Origin of the sequence: Streptomyces sp. MMG1533 (genome assembly GCF_001279775.1) — a bacterium.
Taxonomy (GTDB): Bacteria; Actinomycetota; Actinomycetes; order Streptomycetales; family Streptomycetaceae; genus Streptomyces.
This window is the reverse complement of the sequence record NZ_LGDG01000001.1, coordinates 1-18,557: the sequence shown is the minus strand read 5'-3', so window position 1 is coordinate 18,557 and position 18,557 is coordinate 1. Positions and strand designations below refer to the sequence as shown.

18 protein-coding genes and 1 pseudogene are annotated in these 18,557 nt (G+C 69.8%); 13 read left to right on the top strand and 6 right to left on the bottom strand.

The genetic code is table 11. The features are described from left to right. Positions 1-239 precede the first annotated feature (239 nt). From ccrA to pssA, 7 genes are all read left to right on the top strand, one after another. Positions 240-1,577 carry a crotonyl-CoA carboxylase/reductase gene (ccrA, locus tag ADK57_RS00090; protein ID WP_199830444.1) on the top strand — a complete coding sequence of 446 codons (1,338 nt, stop codon included), beginning with the start codon at positions 240-242 and terminating at the stop codon, positions 1,575-1,577. Between the two features lie 8 nt (positions 1,578-1,585). Continuing rightward, positions 1,586-3,613 carry a protein meaA gene (locus ADK57_RS00085; protein ID WP_053747197.1) on the top strand — a complete coding sequence of 676 codons (2,028 nt, stop codon included), beginning with the start codon at positions 1,586-1,588 and terminating at the stop codon, positions 3,611-3,613. After that, positions 3,610-4,569: an HpcH/HpaI aldolase/citrate lyase family protein gene (locus tag ADK57_RS00080; RefSeq protein WP_053747196.1), complete on the top strand. Its 960-nt coding sequence runs from the start codon at positions 3,610-3,612 to the stop codon at positions 4,567-4,569. The genes ADK57_RS00085 and ADK57_RS00080 overlap by 4 nt, the downstream gene beginning before the upstream one ends. 16 nt (positions 4,570-4,585) lie before the next feature. Next, entirely contained in the window at positions 4,586-5,098 is a 513-nt protein-coding gene (locus ADK57_RS00075; protein WP_053747195.1) for a MaoC family dehydratase, read from the top strand. Between the two features lie 2 nt (positions 5,099-5,100). Further along, a complete protein-coding gene (locus tag ADK57_RS00070) occupies positions 5,101-6,315 on the top strand; it encodes an acyl-CoA dehydrogenase family protein (protein ID WP_053747194.1) in 1,215 nt (404 codons plus the stop codon). A 171-nt stretch (positions 6,316-6,486) separates the two neighbouring features. Then, a complete protein-coding gene (locus tag ADK57_RS00065; RefSeq protein WP_053747193.1) occupies positions 6,487-7,143 on the top strand; it encodes a phosphatidylserine decarboxylase in 657 nt (218 codons plus the stop codon). Between the two features lie 22 nt (positions 7,144-7,165). Continuing rightward, entirely contained in the window at positions 7,166-7,984 is an 819-nt protein-coding gene (gene pssA / locus ADK57_RS00060) for a CDP-diacylglycerol--serine O-phosphatidyltransferase (RefSeq protein WP_053747192.1), read from the top strand. Positions 7,985-8,365: 381 nt separating this feature from the next. On the opposite strand, the gene ADK57_RS00055 is transcribed toward pssA, so the two are convergent. Continuing rightward, positions 8,366-9,484 carry a glycerate kinase gene (locus ADK57_RS00055; protein WP_053747431.1) on the bottom strand — a complete coding sequence of 373 codons (1,119 nt, stop codon included), beginning with the start codon at positions 9,482-9,484 and terminating at the stop codon, positions 8,366-8,368. A 222-nt stretch (positions 9,485-9,706) separates the two neighbouring features. Here ADK57_RS00055 and ADK57_RS00050 point away from each other — a divergent pair, with 222 nt between their 5' ends. From ADK57_RS00050 to ADK57_RS00045, 3 genes are read left to right on the top strand one after another with little or no spacing between them, the layout of a single operon-like run. After that, positions 9,707-10,783, top strand: coding sequence for an ADP-ribosylglycohydrolase family protein (locus ADK57_RS00050; protein ID WP_053747191.1), 1,077 nt, complete (start codon positions 9,707-9,709; stop codon positions 10,781-10,783). Between the two features lie 38 nt (positions 10,784-10,821). Then, on the top strand, positions 10,822-10,977 hold the full coding sequence (locus ADK57_RS50760) for a hypothetical protein (RefSeq protein WP_234389883.1): 156 nt from the start codon (positions 10,822-10,824) through the stop codon (positions 10,975-10,977). Beyond that, entirely contained in the window at positions 10,977-11,471 is a 495-nt protein-coding gene (locus tag ADK57_RS00045; RefSeq protein ID WP_053747190.1) for an NUDIX domain-containing protein, read from the top strand. The genes ADK57_RS50760 and ADK57_RS00045 overlap by 1 nt, the downstream gene beginning before the upstream one ends. A gap of 38 nt (positions 11,472-11,509) precedes the next feature. Here ADK57_RS00045 and ADK57_RS00040 read toward each other — a convergent pair whose 3' ends face one another. Then, on the bottom strand, positions 11,510-12,988 hold the full coding sequence (locus ADK57_RS00040; RefSeq protein WP_053747189.1) for a hypothetical protein: 1,479 nt from the start codon (positions 12,986-12,988) through the stop codon (positions 11,510-11,512). 75 nt (positions 12,989-13,063) lie between these two features. On the opposite strand from ADK57_RS00040, the gene ADK57_RS00035 reads away from it, so the two are divergent. After that, complete coding sequence (locus ADK57_RS00035; protein ID WP_053747188.1) at positions 13,064-13,798, top strand: SIR2 family NAD-dependent protein deacylase; 735 nt, start codon at positions 13,064-13,066, stop codon at positions 13,796-13,798. Here ADK57_RS00035 and ADK57_RS00030 read toward each other — a convergent pair. The 4 genes from ADK57_RS00030 to ADK57_RS00015 all read right to left on the bottom strand — a co-directional run bounded on the left by ADK57_RS00030 (position 13,795) and on the right by ADK57_RS00015 (position 17,404). Further along, a complete protein-coding gene (locus tag ADK57_RS00030; RefSeq protein WP_053747187.1) occupies positions 13,795-15,030 on the bottom strand; it encodes a cytochrome P450 in 1,236 nt (411 codons plus the stop codon). The genes ADK57_RS00035 and ADK57_RS00030 overlap by 4 nt on opposite strands. Before the next feature lie 24 nt (positions 15,031-15,054). Continuing rightward, the gene (locus tag ADK57_RS00025; RefSeq protein ID WP_053747186.1) at positions 15,055-16,479 is read right to left on the bottom strand and encodes an NAD(P)/FAD-dependent oxidoreductase; all 1,425 of its coding nucleotides are present in this window, start codon (positions 16,477-16,479) and stop codon (positions 15,055-15,057) included. Beyond that, a complete protein-coding gene (locus ADK57_RS00020; RefSeq protein WP_053747430.1) occupies positions 16,436-16,660 on the bottom strand; it encodes a ferredoxin in 225 nt (74 codons plus the stop codon). The genes ADK57_RS00025 and ADK57_RS00020 overlap by 44 nt, the downstream gene beginning before the upstream one ends. A 111-nt stretch (positions 16,661-16,771) precedes the next feature. After that, on the bottom strand, positions 16,772-17,404 hold the full coding sequence (locus tag ADK57_RS00015; protein WP_053747185.1) for a hypothetical protein: 633 nt from the start codon (positions 17,402-17,404) through the stop codon (positions 16,772-16,774). A gap of 181 nt (positions 17,405-17,585) precedes the next feature. On the opposite strand from ADK57_RS00015, the pseudogene ADK57_RS00010 reads away from it, so the two are divergent. Further along, positions 17,586-18,130 (top strand): annotated as a pseudogene (locus ADK57_RS00010) (SIR2 family NAD-dependent protein deacylase). A 107-nt stretch (positions 18,131-18,237) separates the two neighbouring features. Next, positions 18,238-18,549 carry a hypothetical protein gene (locus tag ADK57_RS00005; RefSeq protein ID WP_053747184.1) on the top strand — a complete coding sequence of 104 codons (312 nt, stop codon included), beginning with the start codon at positions 18,238-18,240 and terminating at the stop codon, positions 18,547-18,549. Positions 18,550-18,557 lie beyond the last annotated feature (8 nt).

Here is an 18,557-nt window from a genome sequence, read left to right as displayed (position 1 = left end):
TCATACGTTGGAAGTGTCCGGGCGGCCGGCGTGCAGAGACCTTTCGTACGCCGGCTGTCCCAGCAAACCATCGGTCTGCCCGCCCGGACGCCTGCGTCACAGGCAACCTCCCGCGCCACAACGCGCTGCCGAACAGCACCACCGCCGAACCGACGGCACTTCTCCAACCCTCAGCAGCACCGACGTAACCCTCAGCGTCTTCCCTCGAGACGCCATTCGCCGGAGGCAACACCGTGACCGTGAAGGACATCCTGGACGCGATCCAGTCGCCGGACTCGACGCCGGACGACTTCGCCGCTCTGCCGCTCCCCGAGTCGTACCGTGCGATCACCGTGCACAAGGACGAGACGGAGATGTTCGCGGGCATGCAGACCCGCGAGAAGGACCCCCGCAAGTCGCTGCACCTGGACGACGTGCCGCTGCCCGAACTGGGTCCGGGCGAGGCCCTGGTGGCCGTCATGGCCTCCTCGGTCAACTACAACTCCGTGTGGACCTCGATCTTCGAGCCGCTGTCGACCTTCGGGTTCCTGGAGCGCTACGGCAAGGTCTCGGAGCTCACCAAGCGCCACGACCTGCCGTACCACATCATCGGCTCCGACCTCGCGGGCGTCGTCCTGCGCACCGGCCCCGGCGTCAACGCCTGGCGGCCCGGCGACGAGGTCGTCGCACACTGTCTGTCCGTCGAGCTGGAGTCGTCGGACGGCCACAACGACACGATGCTCGACCCGGAGCAGCGCATCTGGGGCTTCGAGACCAACTTCGGCGGGCTCGCCGAGATCGCGCTGGTCAAGTCCAACCAGCTGATGCCGAAGCCGGACCACCTCAGCTGGGAGGAGGCCGCCGCTCCCGGTCTGGTCAACTCCACCGCCTACCGGCAGCTGGTCTCCCGCAACGGCGCCGGCATGAAGCAGGGCGACAACGTGCTCATCTGGGGCGCGAGCGGCGGTCTCGGATCGTACGCCACGCAGTTCGCACTGGCCGGCGGCGCCAACCCCATCTGTGTCGTCAGCAGCGAGCAGAAGGCCGACATCTGCCGGGCCATGGGCGCCGAGGCGATCATCGACCGCACCGCCGAGGACTACAAGTTCTGGAAGGACGAGCACCACCAGGACCCGCGCGAGTGGAAGCGCTTCGGCAAGCGCATCCGTGAGCTCACCGGCGGCGAGGACGTCGACATCGTCTTCGAGCACCCGGGCCGCGAGACCTTCGGCGCCTCCGTCTACGTCACGCGCAAGGGCGGCACGATCGTCACCTGCGCCTCCACCTCGGGCTACAACCACGAGTACGACAACCGCTACCTGTGGATGTCCCTGAAGCGGATCATCGGCTCGCACTTCGCCAACTACCGCGAGGCCTGGGAGGCCAACCGGCTCATCGCGAAGGGCAAGATCCACCCGACTCTGTCCAAGGTGTACTCCCTGGAGGAGACCGGGCAGGCCGCCTACGACGTGCACCGCAACCTCCACCAGGGCAAGGTCGGCGTCCTGTGTCTGGCGCCCGAGGAGGGCCTCGGCGTGCGCGACGCGGAGAAGCGCGCGAAGCACGTCGACGCCATCAACCGCTTCCGGAACATCTGAGGTCACAGATGACTGAGCGTCAGAAGGACCGGCCGTGGCTCATGCGCACGTACGCCGGTCACTCCACGGCCGAGGCGTCAAACGAGCTGTACCGGCGCAACCTCGCCAAGGGCCAGACGGGTCTGTCGGTGGCGTTCGACCTGCCGACGCAGACCGGCTACGACTCCGACCACATCCTCGCCCGCGGCGAGGTGGGCCGGGTCGGCGTGCCGATCGCGCACCTCGGTGACATGCGCCGGCTGTTCCAGGACATCCCCCTGGAGCAGATGAACACCTCGATGACCATCAACGCCACCGCCATGTGGCTGCTGGCGCTCTACCAGGTCGTCGCGGAGGAGCAGGGTGCGGACGTCACCAAGCTCCAGGGGACGACCCAGAACGACATCGTCAAGGAGTACCTGTCGCGGGGCACGCACGTGTTCCCGCCGGTGCCGTCGCTCCGGCTGACGACCGACATGATCGCGTACACGGTCTCCCACATCCCGAAGTGGAACCCGATCAACATTTGCAGCTACCACCTGCAGGAGGCGGGCGCCACGCCGGTCCAGGAGATCGCGTACGCGATGTCGACGGCGATCGCGGTGCTGGACGCCGTGCGGGACTCCGGCCAGGTGCCGCAGGAGCGCATGGGTGACGTCGTCGGCCGTATCTCCTTCTTCGTGAACGCGGGTGTCCGCTTCGTCGAGGAGATGTGCAAGATGCGCGCCTTCGGCCGTATCTGGGACAAGATCACCCGCGAGCGGTACGGCATCGAGGACCCCAAGCACCGGCGCTTCCGCTACGGCGTCCAGGTCAACTCCCTCGGGCTGACCGAGGCCCAGCCGGAGAACAACGTCCAGCGGATCGTCCTCGAGATGCTGGCCGTGACCCTCTCGAAGGACGCACGCGCGCGTGCCGTGCAGCTGCCCGCCTGGAACGAGGCGCTCGGTCTGCCCCGCCCCTGGGACCAGCAGTGGTCGCTGCGCATGCAGCAGGTGCTCGCGTACGAGAGCGACCTGCTGGAGTACGCCGACATCTTCGAGGGCTCGAAGGTGATCGAGGCCAAGGTGGGCGAGCTGGTCGAGGAGTCCCTCGCCGAGATGGAGCGGATCGAGGAGATGGGCGGCGCGATGGCCGCCGTCGAGTCGGGCTACCTCAAGTCGCAGCTGGTCGCCTCGCACGCCGAGCGGCGGGCTCGTATCGAGTCCGGTCAAGAGAAGATCATCGGCGTCAACATCTTCGAGACGACCGAGCCGAATCCGCTGACGGCCGACCTCGACACGGCCATCCAGACGGTCGACCCCGCGGTCGAGGCCCGGGTCATCGCCTCGCTCCAGAACTGGCGCGACACCCGCTACCAGCCGCCCTTCAACCACCCGCGCCCCTGCAAGGCGCTGGAGAAGCTGAAGGAGGCCGCCAAGGGCACCGCCAACCTCATGGAGGCCACCCTGGAGTGCGCCCGTGCCGGAGTCACGACCGGCGAGTGGGCAGGGGCCCTGCGCGAGGTGTTCGGCGAGTTCCGCGCCCCGACCGGCGTCTCGTCGGCACCGGTGGCGATCCCCGCCGAGGCGGGCTCGGCGCTCGGCGAGGTCCGCCGCAAGGTCGATCTGACGGCTGCCGACCTCGGCGTCGGCAAGCTCCGCTTCCTGGTCGGCAAGCCCGGCCTGGACGGCCACTCCAACGGCGCCGAGCAGATCGCCGTGCGGGCCCGTGACGCCGGGTTCGAGGTGGTCTACCAGGGCATCCGGCTCACCCCGGAGCAGATCGTGGACGCGGCCCTCGCGGAGGACGTGCACGCGGTCGGCCTCTCGATCCTCTCCGGCTCGCACGCCCAGCTCGTGCCGGACGTGCTGGAGCGGCTGCGGGAGGCCGGTGCGACCGACATCCCGGTGATCGCCGGCGGGATCATCCCGAACGCCGACGCCGAGCAGCTCAGGGCCGCCGGAGTGGCCGCGGTCTTCACCCCGAAGGACTTCGACATCACCGGGATCATCGGCCGTATCGTCGACGAGATCCGCACAGCGAACAAGCTCGACCCCCTGGAGGTCCCCGCATGACCGTCAACCGTCTGCGTCCCCGCCGCTCGTGTCTCGCGGTCCCGGGAAGCAACCCCCGCTTCCTGGAGAAGGCGCAGGGCCTCCCGGCGGACCAGGTGTTCCTCGACCTGGAGGACGCGTGCGCGCCGCTCGCCAAGCCCGAGGCGCGGCACACCATCGTCAAGTTCCTCAACGAGGGTGACTGGACGGGCAAGACGAGGGTCGTGCGCGTCAACGACTGGACGACCGAGTGGACGTATCGAGATGTCGTCACGGTCGTCGAGGGTGCCGGCCCCAACCTTGACTGCATCATGCTGCCGAAGGTGCAGGACGCCCAGCAGATCGTCGCGCTGGACCTGCTCCTGACCCAGATCGAGAAGACCATGGGCTTCGAGGTCGGCCGCATCGGTATCGAGGCGCAGATCGAGAACGCACAGGGCCTCAACAACGTCAACGAGATCGCGCAGGCCTCCCCGCGCGTCGAGACGATCATCTTCGGCCCCGCCGACTTCATGGCGTCGATCAACATGAAGTCGCTCGTCGTGGGCGAGCAGCCCCCCGGCTACCCGGCGGACGCCTACCACTACATCCTCATGAAGATCCTGATGGCCGCCCGCGCCAACAACCTCCAGGCGATCGACGGCCCCTACCTGCAGATCCGCAACATCGACGGCTACCGCGAGGTCGCCCAGCGCGCCGCGGCCCTCGGCTTCGACGGCAAGTGGGTGCTGCACCCGGGCCAGGTCGAGGCGTCCAACGAGATCTTCTCGCCCTCCCAGGAGGACTACGACCACGCCGAGCTGATCCTGGACGCGTACGACTACTACACGTCCGAGGCGGGCGGCAAGAAGGGCTCGGCGATGCTCGGCGACGAGATGATCGACGAGGCCAGCCGCAAGATGGCGCTGGTCATCTCCGGCAAGGGACGCGCCGCCGGCATGCAGCGCACCAGCAAGTTCGAGATCCCCGCCAACTAGAGGAGCCGTGAGCGCGATGCAGTTCGGGCGCACCTACGAGGAGTTCGAGGTCGGGGCGGTCTACAAGCACTGGCCCGGGAAGACGGTCACGGAGTACGACGACCACCTCTTCTGTCTCCTCACCATGAACCACCACCCGCTCCACATGGACACCAACTATGCGGAGAAGACGACGGACTTCGGCAAGAACGTCGTCGTCGGGAACTACATCTACTCGCTGCTGCTCGGCATGTCCGTGCCCGACATCTCCGGCAAGGCGATCGCCAACCTGGAGATCGAGTCGCTCAAGCACGTGGCGCCGACCTTCCACGGCGACACGATCTACGGCGAGACGACCGTGCTCGACAAGTGGCCGTCCAAGTCGAAGAACGACCGCGGCATCGTCTACGTCGAGACCAAGGGCTACAAGCAGGACGGCACGCTGGTCTGCGTGTTCCGCCGCAAGGTGATGGTGCCGACCGAGACGTACATCAAGGAGCGCGGCGGCGAGCAGCCCGGCCGCCCCGAGCTCAGGGAGCAGGAGAAGTAGCCATGGCGCGACTCGCCCAGACCGCCGGTCTGACCGACATCCAGCAGGAGATCCTGTCCACCGTCCGCGACTTCGTGGACAAGGAGATCCTCCCGGTCGCGACCGAGCTGGAGCACCGCGACGAGTATCCGCAGCAGATCGTGGACGGGCTCAAGGAGTTGGGCCTGTTCGGCCTGATGATCCCCGAGGAGTACGGCGGTCTGGGCGAGTCGCTCCTGACGTACGCCCTCTGCGTCGAGGAGATCGCCCGCGGGTGGATGTCGGTGTCCGGCATCATCAACACCCACTTCATCGTGGCGTACATGCTCAAGCAGCACGGCACTCAGGAGCAGAAGGACCACTTCCTGCCGAGGATGGCGGCCGGCGACATCCGCGGCGCCTTCTCGATGTCGGAGCCGGCCCTCGGCTCGGACGTGTCGGCGATCACGTCGAAGGCGGTCAAGGACGGCGACGAGTACGTCCTCAACGGCCAGAAGATGTGGCTGACGAACGGCGGAACGTCCAGTCTGGTCGCCGTACTCGTCCGAAGTGACGAAGGACACTCCCCCGAAGAGGCAGCCGCCAAACCCCACAAGTCGATGACGACCTTCCTGATCGAGAAGGAGCCCGGTTTCGGAGAGGTCCGCCCCGGCCTCACCATCCCCGGGAAGATCGACAAGATGGGCTACAAGGGCGTCGACACCACCGAATTGATCATGGATGGCCTGCGGCTTCCCGCCGATCGCGTGCTCGGCGGCACCACGGGCCGAGGTTTTTACCAAATGATGGACGGCGTGGAGGTCGGCCGCGTCAACGTGGCGGCACGTGGCTGCGGCGTCGCTCAGCGCGCCTTCGAACTGGGCGTCTCGTACGCCCAGCAGCGGCACACTTTCGGCAAGCCGATCGCCCAGCACCAGGCGATCCAGTTCAAACTCGCGGAGATGGCTACCAAGGTCGAGGCCGCCCATGCGATGATGGTGAACGCGGCACGCAAAAAGGACTCCGGGGAACGTAACGACCTTGAAGCAGGGATGGCGAAGTACCTCGCCTCCGAGTACTGCAAAGAGGTCGTGGAGGATGCTTTCCGGATCCACGGCGGCTACGGCTTCTCCAAGGAGTACGAGATCGAGCGCCTCTACCGAGAGGCACCGATGCTGCTGATCGGTGAAGGTACCGCCGAGATCCAGAAAATGATCATCGGTCGCAGGCTGCTCGAAGAGTATCGGCTCCAAGGCTAGATGTCCGCGTTCGGGGTGTTTTCTTCGAGAAGAAGATCACACCCCGTCAGCACGCTTCAGCCGCCGACTCGGCTTCCTGGCTTGCCCAGTTGTGGCCCGCGACCGGTACGATCCCGGGAAAGCCGCCGTCCCCCTCCCGCAGCGCGGCATCATCCGCTACGAAGGTCATCCATGCCCCACAGCCAAACCTCTGCACCTCGCGACAGCCTGGCAGGCGTACGCCTCGCGCGCGGAGCATCGCCGTGGCTCCTCCCGACCGTCGCCACCGCAGCCCTCAGCCTGGTACGGGCGCGCAAGTCCGGCGCCGCCAAGGCCGTCGCCGTGCCCGCCACCGCGCTCGCGGCGGGCATGCTGTGGTTCTTCCGCGACCCCGAGCGCGAGATCACCCAGGGCCGGGTCATCTCGCCCGCCGACGGTGTGGTGCAGAGCATCATGCCCTGGAAGGACGGTCGCACCCGCGTCGCGATCTTCATGAGCCCCCTCAATGTCCACGTCAACCGCGCGCCCCTCTCCGGCACGGTGACGTCGGTCGAGCACATCCCCGGCGGGTTCGTTCCGGCGTTCAACAAGGAGAGCGAGAACAACGAGCGCGTAGTCTGGCATTTCGACACCGAACTCGGTGACATCGAAATGATCCAGATCGCCGGCGCGGTCGCCCGCCGCATCGTCCCGTACGTGCCTCAGGGCACCAAGGTCGAGCAGGGTGACCGGATCGGCCTGATCCGCTTCGGCTCGCGTGTAGACATCTACCTGCCCGAGGGCGTGGAGGTGGCGGTCGAGGTCGGTCAGAAGACCGTGGCTGGGGTGACTCGCATTGACCGTGATTGATCCGGAAACCCAGGCGGGCTGGGTGCCCGAGGCCGACGACGTGGACGAAGACGAGGAGATGCCGCTCTCGCTCCGCCTCTCGATAGCGGACACCCTCACCCTCGGCAACGCCACATGCGGCTTCATGGCCGTGTACTTCACCACCACCGGCATCCTGATCCCGCACCTCACCGACAGCCAGGAATCCGGCATGGCGCGCAACAGCGCGGCCACTGCGGTCATCCTGATGCTCTGCGCGGCGGTCTTCGACCTGTTCGACGGCCTGGTGGCGCGCAAGCTGCGCTCGTCGCCGATGGGCGCGGAACTGGACAACCTCTCCGACCTGGTCAGCTTCGGCCTGGCACCGGCGTACTTCGTCCTCGTCTACGGCATGGTCGCGGACGACGCGTACCAGCGAGTGGCGGCGGTGGGGGCGATCGTGGTGCTCCTTGCCGTGGTGCTGCGGCTGGCGCGGTTCTCGTGCGTGACGGTGAAGGACGGCACCTTCCAGGGCATGCCGTCGCCGTTCGGCGCGCTGACGGTCGTCTCGATCGTGCTCCTCGAGCTGCCCTTCGTGGCGACGCTCCTCGCGATCCTCGGTACGGCCTGGCTGATGGTGAGCCGGGTCGAGTACCCGAAGCCGCGAGGCCGTCTCGCGGTGGCGATGCTCTCCTGGATCGTCCTGTCGATGGGGCTCCTGGCGGCCTGGGCGTTCGACGCCCCCGGTGGCCAGCTGCTCCTCCAGACGGGCTGTGCGCTCCAGCTGGTCATGGGCGCGGTGATCCCGCTGTTCGCCACGGCCCGCCGGGTGAACAACTTCCGGGACAACCGGCGTGAGGCGCGGGCGGCACAGCTGCCGTAGCGCTCCGCTGGGTGGGGCCCCGAACCGGGTTGGTTCGGGGCCCTTCGCTTGTCCGGAAACCCGGCGCCTCGTGGTGCCGTCCCTGGGAGCTCCGCCCCCGGCCCCGGCGTTCCCGCCGACCGGCCCGTCCGGCCACCGAGGACGAGTCCGTTCAGGCCGAACGGGGTCCAGCGGGCAAAGCCCCCGGACGGGGGCGAAGGGACAGCACCCCCGACCCTCGGCCTGTTCCCACCAACCAGCCCGTCCGGCGTTTGAGGACGAGGCCGTTCAGGCCGATCGGGGGACAGCAGTCGGAGCCCCGGACGGGGGCGAAGGGGCAGCGCCCCTGGGATGGGACGGGTAGGGGCGGCGGGGGCGGGCGGGGGCAGGCAAAGCCCGGTCTCAGGTCAGGAAGTCCCGCGCGATCCCCTCGGCCACCCGCTCCAGGATCGGGCCGGCCTCGGCGATGCACTTGGCCACGTCCGGCTCGGCCTCCGTCAGTGGGTAGGCGCGGCGGATCCCGGCCCGGCCCAGTGCCTCCGGCGGCAGGGCGAGCCGTCCGCAGACCGCGATGACCTCCTTGCCCTTCGCGCGGGCCGCGGCCGCGACGCCGGCGGGGGCCTTGCCGTGCAGGGTCTGCTCGTCCAGGGAACCCTCACCGGTGATCACCAGGGTGGCCTTCTCCAGAGCGGGCGCGAAGCCCAGGACGTCGAGCATGACCTCGATGCCCGGGCGGAAGCCGGCGCCCAGGAGCAGGGCGCCGTATCCGATGCCGCCCGCCGCGCCCGCGCCGGGCGAGGCGGCGTACTCGGCGGCCTTCGCGCCGATCTCCCGCTCCAGCACCTTCGCGTAGTGCGCGAGCGCCGCGTCCAGTGCCTCCACGTCGTCCGGCGAGGCGCCCTTCTGCGGGCCGTAGACGGCCGGTGCGCCCTTCGGGCCGGTCAGCGGGTTGTCGACGTCACTCGCGAGGACGAACTCGACGGACGCCAGCCGGGGGTCCAGGTCGGACAGGTCGGCCGAGGCCAGGTCGGCCAGGCCGCCGCCGCCCGGGGCGAGGGGCTCCCCCTCCGCGTCGGTGAACCGCGCTCCGAGCGCGGACAGCATTCCGGCGCCCCCGTCCGTGGTGGCGCTGCCGCCGACCCCGAACACGATCGTCCGCGCCCCCGCGTCCAGCGCGGCCCGCAGGAGCTCCCCGGAGCCGTACGTGGACGCCGAGAGCGGTGCGAAGACGCCCGCGGGCAGCCGCTGCAGGCCGCTCGCCTCCGCCATCTCGACGACCGCCGTGTCGCCGCGCAGCGCGAAGGCGGCCGTCACCTCCTGTCCGAGAGGGCCGGCGACCCGTACCTCACGCCGCTCGAATCCGGCCGCGACCGCCGCGTCCACCGTCCCGTCGCCGCCGTCGGCCACGGGCAGCGACTCCACGTCGAGGCCCGGTACGACCCGGCGCAGCCCGGCCGTCACCCGCTCGGCGACCTCCACGGCCGTCAGCGAGCCCTTGAACTTGTCCGCGGCGACGAGCACCCGCGCTCCGACCCGGGCCTTGTTCACTGCAGCGTCCGCCACCTTGTTTTCCCCTTGCTCTCCGGGCCCCACGCACGTCAAGGCCAGTCGCGCCGCTGCGACCTTAACCGGAGGACGCCTCCGCCGTCATGCCCCGACCGGCCCCTGGGACAACCCTGAGGGAAGCCTGTGCGGACCGCCGAACGCCGCGCGGCGGTCGCCGGAATTGGGTAAACCGGAGCTATGACCCCTGTGGGCACTGAGCAAGAGCTCGCCGACCGCGTCCTCGGGGGCTGGCTGGGCCGGATCGCGGGCAACATGCTCGGCAAGCCGGTCGAGCAGGGCGACCTGTGGACGCGGGATCGGATCGACCGCTATCTGCGGCAGGCCGCCGCGCTGCCGCTCACCGACTACCTGCCCGAGCCCGTCGGCGAGAGCGCCGGCCTCGAGCTGCGCCCGGAATGGCGCCAGTGCGTGCGCGGCCGCATCCACGGCAGCTGCCGCGACGACGACGTCGACTACGCCATTCTCGGCCTCGACCTCCTGGAGACCCACGGCTTCGCCTTCAGCACCGAGCAGGTGGGCGATCTGTGGCTGCTGCGGCTGCCCTATCTGCAGACGTTCACGGCGGAGCGGGCCGCCTATCGCAACCTCGCCAACGGGCTGAAGCCGCCGCTGACGGCGACGTACGACAATCCGTACCAGGAGTGGATCGGGGCCCTCATCCGCGCCGACATCTACGGCTGGACCCGCCCCGGCCTCCCCCGCCGCGCCGCCGCTCTCGCCCGCCGGGACGCGGCGCTGTCCCACACCGGCAACGGGGTGTACGGCGCGATGTGGGCGGCGGCGCTGGTCTCGGCGGCGTTCACGGCGCGCACGGTGCGGCACGCCGTCGACGAGGCGCTGGCAGTCATCCCGGGAAGCAGCCGCCTCGCCCGTACCGTACGGCGGGTCGTCTCGCTCCACGACACCCGGATGACCTGGGAGGACACGCTCACCACCGTGGCCGAGGAGACCGCCGGGCTCGGCTGGATCCACACCGTCCCGAACGCCGCCGTCCTCACCGCCGGGCTCCTGTACGGCGACGGCGACTTCACTCGCACCATCACGCTCACCGTCCGCGGCGGCCTGGACACCGACTCCAACGGCGCGACCGCGGGCTCGGTGGCCGGCGTGCTGACCGGTGCGGACGCCATCCCGGACCAGTGGAAGGTCCCGCTGGAGGACACCGTGCGCAGCGCGGTGTTCGGCTTCGACGGGGTGCGGATCAGCGAGCTGGCGGAGCGGACGCTGCGACTGGCGGAGGCGGCGGAGTCCTAGCCGACGGGGCGGAGGCAGGGAGTTCGCACCGGTCCTCCGTGCGGCGCTACGACCATCCGCTCGTCGGCGCGTTCGAGGTGTCCTACGTGCGGGTGACGTTGGAGGAGGCGCCCTGGCTGAGCCTCGTCCGTCACTTCCCCGAACCGGGCAGCGAGGCTCAGGCACGGTTGCGGAAGCTGGTTACGCTTCCTTGATGACCTCCACTGAAGACTTCGCCACGTACATCGCGGGTCTCCCCCGTGTCCTCGCCGGCGCCGCCGCCCTCTTCCGCGACGCCGAGGGCCGGGTGCTGCTCGTCGAGCCCAACTACCGTGAGGGCTGGGCGCTTCCGGGCGGCACGATCGAGTCCGACGAGGGTGAGACGCCGCGCCAGGGCGCGCGCCGCGAGACGTTCGAGGAGATCGGCCTGGACCGCGAGCCGGGCCGGCTGCTCGCGGTGGACTGGGTGCACGGGACGGCCCGGCCGCCGCTGGTGGCGTACCTGTACGACGGCGGGGTCCTCGGGGAGGACGACTTCAAGGCGATCCGCCTCCAGGAGGAGGAACTGCTGTCCTGGCGGATGGTCCCGCGCGGGGAACTCGCCGAGTACCTGCCCGGCGCCCTGGGCCACCGCGTCCTGACCGCGCTGGACGTCCTCGGGGCGGGCACGGGGACGGCGGAGCTGGAGAACGGGCACCGGGTGGGCTGACACCTGCCGTGAGCGGGCGCGCTGCCCGCGGTGCCCGGTCAGTTCCTGTTCAGTGCTCGGGTCACACCGGCCAGCACAGCGGTGGTCAGGATCCATCCCGCCGCGATGAGGGCGTAGGCCAGCCATGCGGTCGCCCCTCCCGACCAGTACCAGGAAGTGCGTTGCCCCAGGCCGCCGATGGGGATCAACAGGTCGAGCGTGTAGACGAACGGGTTGAACGGAGGCACCTGGCCGGGTTCGGTCGCCCGTGGCGAGTGGGTGCTGAACACGGTCGTGCCGAGCAGGATGAGGGCCGCCAGCCACAGGCCGGCGAGCCAGGGACGGTAGCCGTAGCCGACCGTGACGTCGAGCAGGTGCCCCCACAGGCGTGCGGGCAGGCCCAGGGTTCTCCGGCGGCGGCGTTGTTTGGCCAGCAGTACGCGGCGTACGTCGTCGTCGTGGCCGATCTGCCGGTACCACCCGGCCAGTTGCTCGTACGGCTGCGCGGCATAGCCGGGATCCCGCTCCACCCAGGCCATGCGATACGCCACGGAGTTCGCCCGCGGCGCGTCCTTCTCGTGCAGGGACCCGTAGGTGAATCCCTGCAGTCGTACGGTGTCCGGCCAGACGCCCTCCCGGTCGTGGACCGCCACGGCCTGGGCGTCCTGCAGGTCCACCGGGCCGGACGGCGGATCGGCGGGCGTGAAGACGAAGACACCGACCTGCATGCGCGAGCAGTCGACAGCCGTGCCTGGGGCGTGGACGACGGCACCGTCGAAGGTCAGCTGGTCCGATATCTGCGCGCCCCGCAGACTGATCGTCCCGTGGGCCGTGAAGCCCTGGGCCAGGGCCAGCGTGGTCACCACGGCATGATCGGCGAGGAGTGCGACGCCGTCGGGACTGCGGACCCGCGCTCCTTCCATGTGCAGGCCGCCGGACAGGTGCGCGCCCAGGAGACGCATGCCCCCGTCCACCGTCGTCCTGCGGCAGAAGAACCCGCCCTCCACCGCGAGCCCGCCGGCGAAGACGGCCCAGTCACCGGGGGACGACAGGACGGCGTCGGTGAGCACCAACTCGCCCGCCACCCTGGCGTTCAGCAGCGACAGCCTGCCCCGCAGCACCGATTTCCGGAATTCGACCCGGCCCTCCACCCGGGCCATGGTCAGGTCGACGCCCGGGATCGTGCTGCCCTTGATCGCTATCGTCCTGGTGGCGGCGCCGTAGAAGCCGACCGCCTGCTCGAACCAGCACTCCTCGAACCACATGCCGTGTCCGATCTCGGCCCCGCCGAGATCAAGCGTGCCGCTGATCCGGGCACCGGCGAGCCGAAGCGCCGGCACGGTCCCCGGCTGCCCCGGATTACCGCCGAGCAGCAGAGCGGCCACGACGCCGGCCCGGATGGTCCGCTCGCTGCCCCAGCCGTCGCCGTTCGCCGGATCGTCGTCCGCACCATCGGTCCGCAGATCCACCGGCCGACCGGTGGGGAACGCGTCCCACAACTCACGTTCCACCGAAGTCAGTTCTTCGTACGAGTGCACTGGGGAAGGGTAGTGGGTGGCGACGGGCCCGATATCCGTTCGCCGCACCGGATCGTCCGGCTTACCCTCGGTGACATGACCAAGCCCCTCGTCGCCATCCTCAGCGGGGCCGGCGTCTCGACCGACTCCGGCATCCCGGACTACCGCGGGCCGAACGGGTTGTGGCGGCGGGATCCCGAGGCCGAGAAGCTCGTGACGTACGAGTACTACATGGGCGATCCGGAGATCCGGCGGCGGTCCTGGCAGATGCGGCGCAAGAACCGCACGCTGAAGGCCGAGCCCAACGTCGCGCACCGGGCCGTGGCCGAGTTGGAGCAGTCCGGGGTGCCGGTCAGGGTCATCACGCAGAACGTGGACGGGCTGCACCAGCTCGCCGGCTTGCCGGCCCGCAAGGTACTCGAACTGCACGGCAGCGCACGGAGTTTCGTGTGTACCGGATGTCATGCGCGAGGGCCGATGGAGGACGCGCTCGCCCGGGTCGAGGCCGGGGAGGACGATCCGCCCTGCCTGGAGTGCGGCGGGATCCTCAAGTCGGCCACCGTGATGTTCGGCGAGCGGCTCGATCCCGTGGTGCTCGGTGAGGCCGTCGCGATCACCAAGGCCTGTCAGGTGTTCGTCGCCGTGGGGAGCAGTCTTCAGGTCCAGCCCGCCGCCGGGCTCGCCGGTGTCGCCGCGGATCATGGCGCACGGCTCGTCATCGTCAACGCCGAGCCGACACCGTACGACGAACTGGCCGACGAAGTCATCCGCGAACCCATCGGCACCGCGCTGCCGACGCTGCTGCGCCAACTCGGCATGACGCACCCCTAAGGGCGGATCCCTTCGCACGAGATGGGCAGATGCCTCGGACCTCGCAGCACGGCGTTCTGCCGGTACGGGGGCGGGTCCTCCAGCAGGCGTGGGTTTTCCAGCCTCCGGGCCAGTTCCGACAGGGCGAGCTGGGCCTCCAGCCGGGCGAGTGGTGCGCCGAAGCAGCTGTGGATGCCGCTGCCCAGGCCGAGGTGCTGGATGTCCCGACGGTCCGGGTCGAAGCGGTCCGGGTCCTCGAAGCGCTGAGGGTCGCGGTTGCCGGCCGCCAGAACCAGCCAGAGGGAGGCGCCCTTGGGGATGGTGACGTCGTGGACCTCGATGTCGGCGAGGGTGGTGCGCTGTGGCACCAGTTGCACCGGCGGCTCGAAGCGCAGCAGCTCCTCGACGATGGGCACGGCCAGCTGCGGATCCGAGCGCAGCCGCTGCAAGACGTCGGGATGGCGCAGCAGGGTCAGCATTCCGTTGGTGATGAGATTGACGGTGGTCTCGTGGCCCGCGATCAAGAGCAGTGCCGCGGTGCTGAGCAGCTCCATCGTCGTCATCGCGCCGTCCTCGCCCTTGGCCGTCGCCAGCTGGGAGAGCATGTCCTCGCCGGGCTTCTTGCGGCGCTCCTCGATCAGGCCGGCCAGGTACATGCCCAACTGCATACGGGCGTCGTGCGCGCCCTTGCCTCGCTCGGTGGGATCCGCGTCCGGGTCGGGGTCCAGGCTCGCTGCGAGCGTGTCCGCCCAGGTGTGGAAGCGCGCCTCGTCCTCGCGCGGCACCCCGAGCAGCCGGCAGATCACGGTCACCGGGAAGGGGTACGAGAACTGCTCCACCAGGTCGATCCGGCCCGGGTCGCCAATGCCGTCGACGAGGCCGGAGACGATGTCGTGGAGCTCTCCGCGCATACCGTCGACACGGTACGGGGAGTGCGGCGGGCCGAAGGGCCGGTTCGTCATGCGTCGCAGCCGGTCGTGTTCCGGCGGGTCGAGCCGCAGGAACCCGGGCGGCAGGGCGCTCTCCTCGCGGGCCGGCTCGGCCAGCGGGTCGTGGGCCGTCGAGGCCGGATTGCGGGCGTCGGAGCTGATCCGAGGATCGTGCAGGAGGCTGCGGATCTCGTGGTAGGTGCTGATGACGTACGGCCCGCCGTCTTCGTGGTGTACCGGCGTCTTCCGCAGCTGTTCGTAGATCGGGTACGGGTTGGCGCGGTTGGCGTAGTCCAGGATCTGGTGCAGCAAGGATTGCGTCATGGCGAGTCCTCGTGGCCGTACGGGTCAGTGCGCGGGGGTGAACGTCATCCGGCGGTCGGCCGGCGAGTATCCGCCGAGAGTCACGGTGGGGCCGTGGGTGGGGACCGAAGGGTCGGGGAAGTCGGCGTCGAGCGGCCGCTGTCCGTCCGAGCGCCGGTCGACCGTGGGGAACGGCGGCGGGAACGGCGCGGTTTTCTCGATCAGCTCCTGGTAGAACGGCAGCCATCGGCCGTGGTCGAAGGTCACCGCGCCGATGATGCGGCCCTGGTACCCGTAGACGCCGACGAACCGGTGATCCTTGAGCGATCCCTGGGAGATGAGGATCTCCGTCCCCAGTGACGGCACCCCGACCGACTTGATGTTCACTCCGAACTGCGAGGACCAGAAGGCCGGCACCTCCATGTGGGGGAGGCGGTCGGAGCTCTCGCTGAGCATGTTGTGCGCCGCGATCCGGGCCTGGGTGACGGCGTTGCCCCAGTGCTCCAGGGACAGGAACTGGTAGCCGAACAGGGGGTGCGGGCAGCGTGCGACGTCGCCCGCCGCATAGATGTCGTCGGTGACGATTCCGCGGATGTCGAAGGCACGGCAGCCGGCGTCGCAGGCGATGCCGCGGGGGCCGGCCCCGAGTCCGGATCCGGCGAGCCATTCGGTGTTGCGGCTGGCGCCGAGCGAGACGATCACCACGTCGGTCTCCACGGTGGAGCCGTCGGACAGATGCGCGGCGCGCACCCGTCCCGAGGCATCGCCCTCCAGAGCGGTCACCATGACCCCGCACCGCAGGTCCACACCGTGCTCGCGCTGCATCTCGGCGGCGACCGCACCGACCACCCCGCCGAGAGCGCCGACCAGGGGCGCCGCGCCGCGCTCGGCGACGGTGACGGCAAGGCCCCGTTCGCGGCAGGCGGAGGCGATCTCCGAGCCGGTGAACCCGGCCCCGATGACGAGGACCCGCTTGGGTCCCGCCTCGAGCCGCCGCGCGAGCGCGGCGCTGTCGTCGCGGGTCCGCAGGACGAAGACTCCGTCGAGTTCCGCCTCTGCCTCGCGCGGCCAGGGTCGCGCCCGGACCCCGGTGGCGATCAGCAGCCGGTCGTACGGCACCTCGTCGCCGTCGGCCAGCCGCACCCGCCTTGCGGCCATGTCCAGGCCGGTGGCCGGGACACCCAGCCGCCAGGTCGCGTCGACCGCTCGGAGCCTGGGCAGCGCGGTGCGGTTTGCGGCCGCCCTGCCCAGCAGCACCTGTTTGGAGAGCGGGGGCCGGTCGTACGGCTCGTGGGGCTCGTCGCCGATCATGGTCAGGGAGCCCGCGAAGCCCTCGGCCCGCAGGGTTTCGGCAGCGCGCAGGCCGGCCAGCGAGGCGCCTACGACGACGATGCGGCCCTCGCGTTTGAGCCGTTCCAGGGATCCGTCACCGAGCACCGGACACCGCCTCGGCCGGTACGTCCACCGCATCGACGAGGATGGCCTGGACCGGGCAGGCCGCGGCGGCCTGGGCCAGCTTCGCGCGCTGTGCCTCGTCGGCCTCCGGGTCGTACAGCAGCGCCTCCTCGCCGTGCATGGCGAAGATCTCGGGCGCGAGGAACGCGCACTGCGCATACCCCTGACAGCGGTTCAGGTCGACGGCAATCCTCACCACGGGATCGGTCCTCTCCTATGGCCCGGTCAGCCCCCTGCGACCACCCTCGGCGGCCGGACGGGTTACGGCGACGAGAAGGAGCCCGTTCGAGTGAGCGGTGCGGTCGGCTCAGGTCGATGTGGCCGGCCGTGGACGGGCAGAACGCCGACCCCGCAGGATGTTCAGGCTGAGGAGCAACGCCCAGGCCGGGAAGACCAGTTCGGACCAGGGCACGTTCGCTCCCACCACGAGCAGCGTAAGACCCGCCAGGTAGCCGAGGGCGACGAGCGGGCGCGGGAGGGCTCCGTGTCGGCGGCCGATGGTCGAGGTCGTGATGATGAACACCGCCGCCATCCGCATGGCGTACGTGGTCAGCAGGGCGTAGGCGAAGTCCCGGCCGAAAGGAGGGTGCTGCTGACTCTCGTCGAGCACGGTTCCGGCCGCCGCGGCAGCGCCGAACAGGGTGGCGACGAAGACCAGGCCGCTGCCCAGGAACACTGTGGAGAAGAACTGGTCCTCGCCCTCGCCGGCCTGCTCGCGCAGGGCGCCCATGAACCACAGGAAGGCGATCCCGGCGAACGGGAGCAGCGCCAGCGCCGTCCGAACGGCGCTGCGCTGTCCGGCATCGACGGTTGCGTCGTCCCCGCCGGCGGGCAGAGCGATGCGCATCAGGACGATCGCCGCGGCCATCAGGACCGCGAACACCACCCCGGCCACCCCGGCGGCCCAGGGTGTCGCGAGGCGCTCTTGCTTTCGCTCCATGGTCTCCCGCTCTCTGCCTGGTCCTCCTTCGTACAGACACCAGCGACCCAGGGACGCGCGCCACCGGGGTCACTCGGGAGGGAGACCGCGCTGCGCCGTACGGGCCATGGCTACTGGTCGGATTCGGGCCGCCGCTGACGATGAGATGGCTGTACCTGTCTGTGCCTCTCGTTCCGCTCCGGTGCTCGAGCGACGTCAGCCGGTGTCACATCCGCCGGTGCCTTGCGACTCCGGCATCCCGGACTACCGCGGGCCGAACGGGTTGTGGCGGCGGGATCCCGAGGCCGAGCCTCGTGACGTACGAGTACTACATGGGCGATCCGGAGATCCGGCGGCGGTCCTGGCAGATGCGGCGCAAGAACCGCACGCTGAAGGCCGAGCCCAAAGCCGCGCATCGGGCCGTGGCCGGGTTGGATCAGGCCGGCGTGCCGGTGCGGGTCATCACGCAGAACGTCGACGGCCTGCAGCAGCTCGCCGGGATGCCCACCCGCAAGGTCCTCGAACTTCACGGCAGCGCACGCAGTTTCGTGTGCACCAAGTGCCATGCGCGCGGACCGATGGAGGACGCCCTCGCCCGCGTCGAGGCCACGTCTGATCATCATCAACGCCGAGCCGACGCCGTTCGACGAACTCGCCGACGAGGTCATCCGGGAGCCCATCGGCACCGCCCTGCCGACGTTGCTTCGCAAGGTGGGCGCCGAGAGCGACTCGCCCGGCCGCCGGTGACGACCTGGCCGGCAACGCTGTTGACCTTGCAGGCTGGAGCCTGCGTGTCCGGGGTGGTCACCTGTATGAGTACGAAACCTTGACTACGCAAGGAACACACCCCGCCGATGACGCAATCCGCTGATCCGAACGACGACCGCGGCTGGCTTCGCCTGGTCCACGCCGTACCGCTGACCCTGCTCACCCTCCTGGCCGCGTACTTCTGCTGGACGGCCCTGACCATCCGTCCGTCTGGGTCCTGGGACGACGACGCATACGCAGGCATCGTCCTGTCGTGCGTCCTCACCATCGGCGCTGCAGGTGCGGCAGCGGGACTGTGGCTGTTTCCGTCGGTGCGACAAGCCATGGGGTGGGGGTGGGTGGTACCGGCTTTGGTGCTGGGGATCGTGGCGGGAGTGCGTTGGGGGGGGGGCGGGTGAGGGCGGGG

Bases quoted from the DNA above. Each gene is read 5' to 3' on its own strand.
- ADK57_RS00085 (WP_053747197.1), top strand. From the start codon at position 1,586: ATGACTGAGCGTCAGAAGGACCGGCCGTGGCTCATGCGCACGTACGCC.
- ADK57_RS00080 (WP_053747196.1), top strand. From the start codon at position 3,610: ATGACCGTCAACCGTCTGCGTCCCCGCCGCTCGTGTCTCGCGGTCCCG.
- ADK57_RS00075 (WP_053747195.1), top strand. From the start codon at position 4,586: ATGCAGTTCGGGCGCACCTACGAGGAGTTCGAGGTCGGGGCGGTCTAC.
- ADK57_RS00070 (WP_053747194.1), top strand. From the start codon at position 5,101: ATGGCGCGACTCGCCCAGACCGCCGGTCTGACCGACATCCAGCAGGAG.
- ADK57_RS00065 (WP_053747193.1), top strand. From the start codon at position 6,487: ATGCCCCACAGCCAAACCTCTGCACCTCGCGACAGCCTGGCAGGCGTA.
- ADK57_RS00050 (WP_053747191.1), top strand. From the start codon at position 9,707: ATGACCCCTGTGGGCACTGAGCAAGAGCTCGCCGACCGCGTCCTCGGG.
- ADK57_RS00045 (WP_053747190.1), top strand. From the start codon at position 10,977: ATGACCTCCACTGAAGACTTCGCCACGTACATCGCGGGTCTCCCCCGT.
- ADK57_RS00035 (WP_053747188.1), top strand. From the start codon at position 13,064: ATGACCAAGCCCCTCGTCGCCATCCTCAGCGGGGCCGGCGTCTCGACC.
- ADK57_RS00030 (WP_053747187.1), bottom strand. From the start codon at position 15,030: ATGACGCAATCCTTGCTGCACCAGATCCTGGACTACGCCAACCGCGCC.
- ADK57_RS00025 (WP_053747186.1), bottom strand. From the start codon at position 16,479: ATGCGGTGGACGTACCGGCCGAGGCGGTGTCCGGTGCTCGGTGACGGA.
- ADK57_RS00015 (WP_053747185.1), bottom strand. From the start codon at position 17,404: ATGGAGCGAAAGCAAGAGCGCCTCGCGACACCCTGGGCCGCCGGGGTG.
- ADK57_RS00005 (WP_053747184.1), top strand. From the start codon at position 18,238: ATGACGCAATCCGCTGATCCGAACGACGACCGCGGCTGGCTTCGCCTG.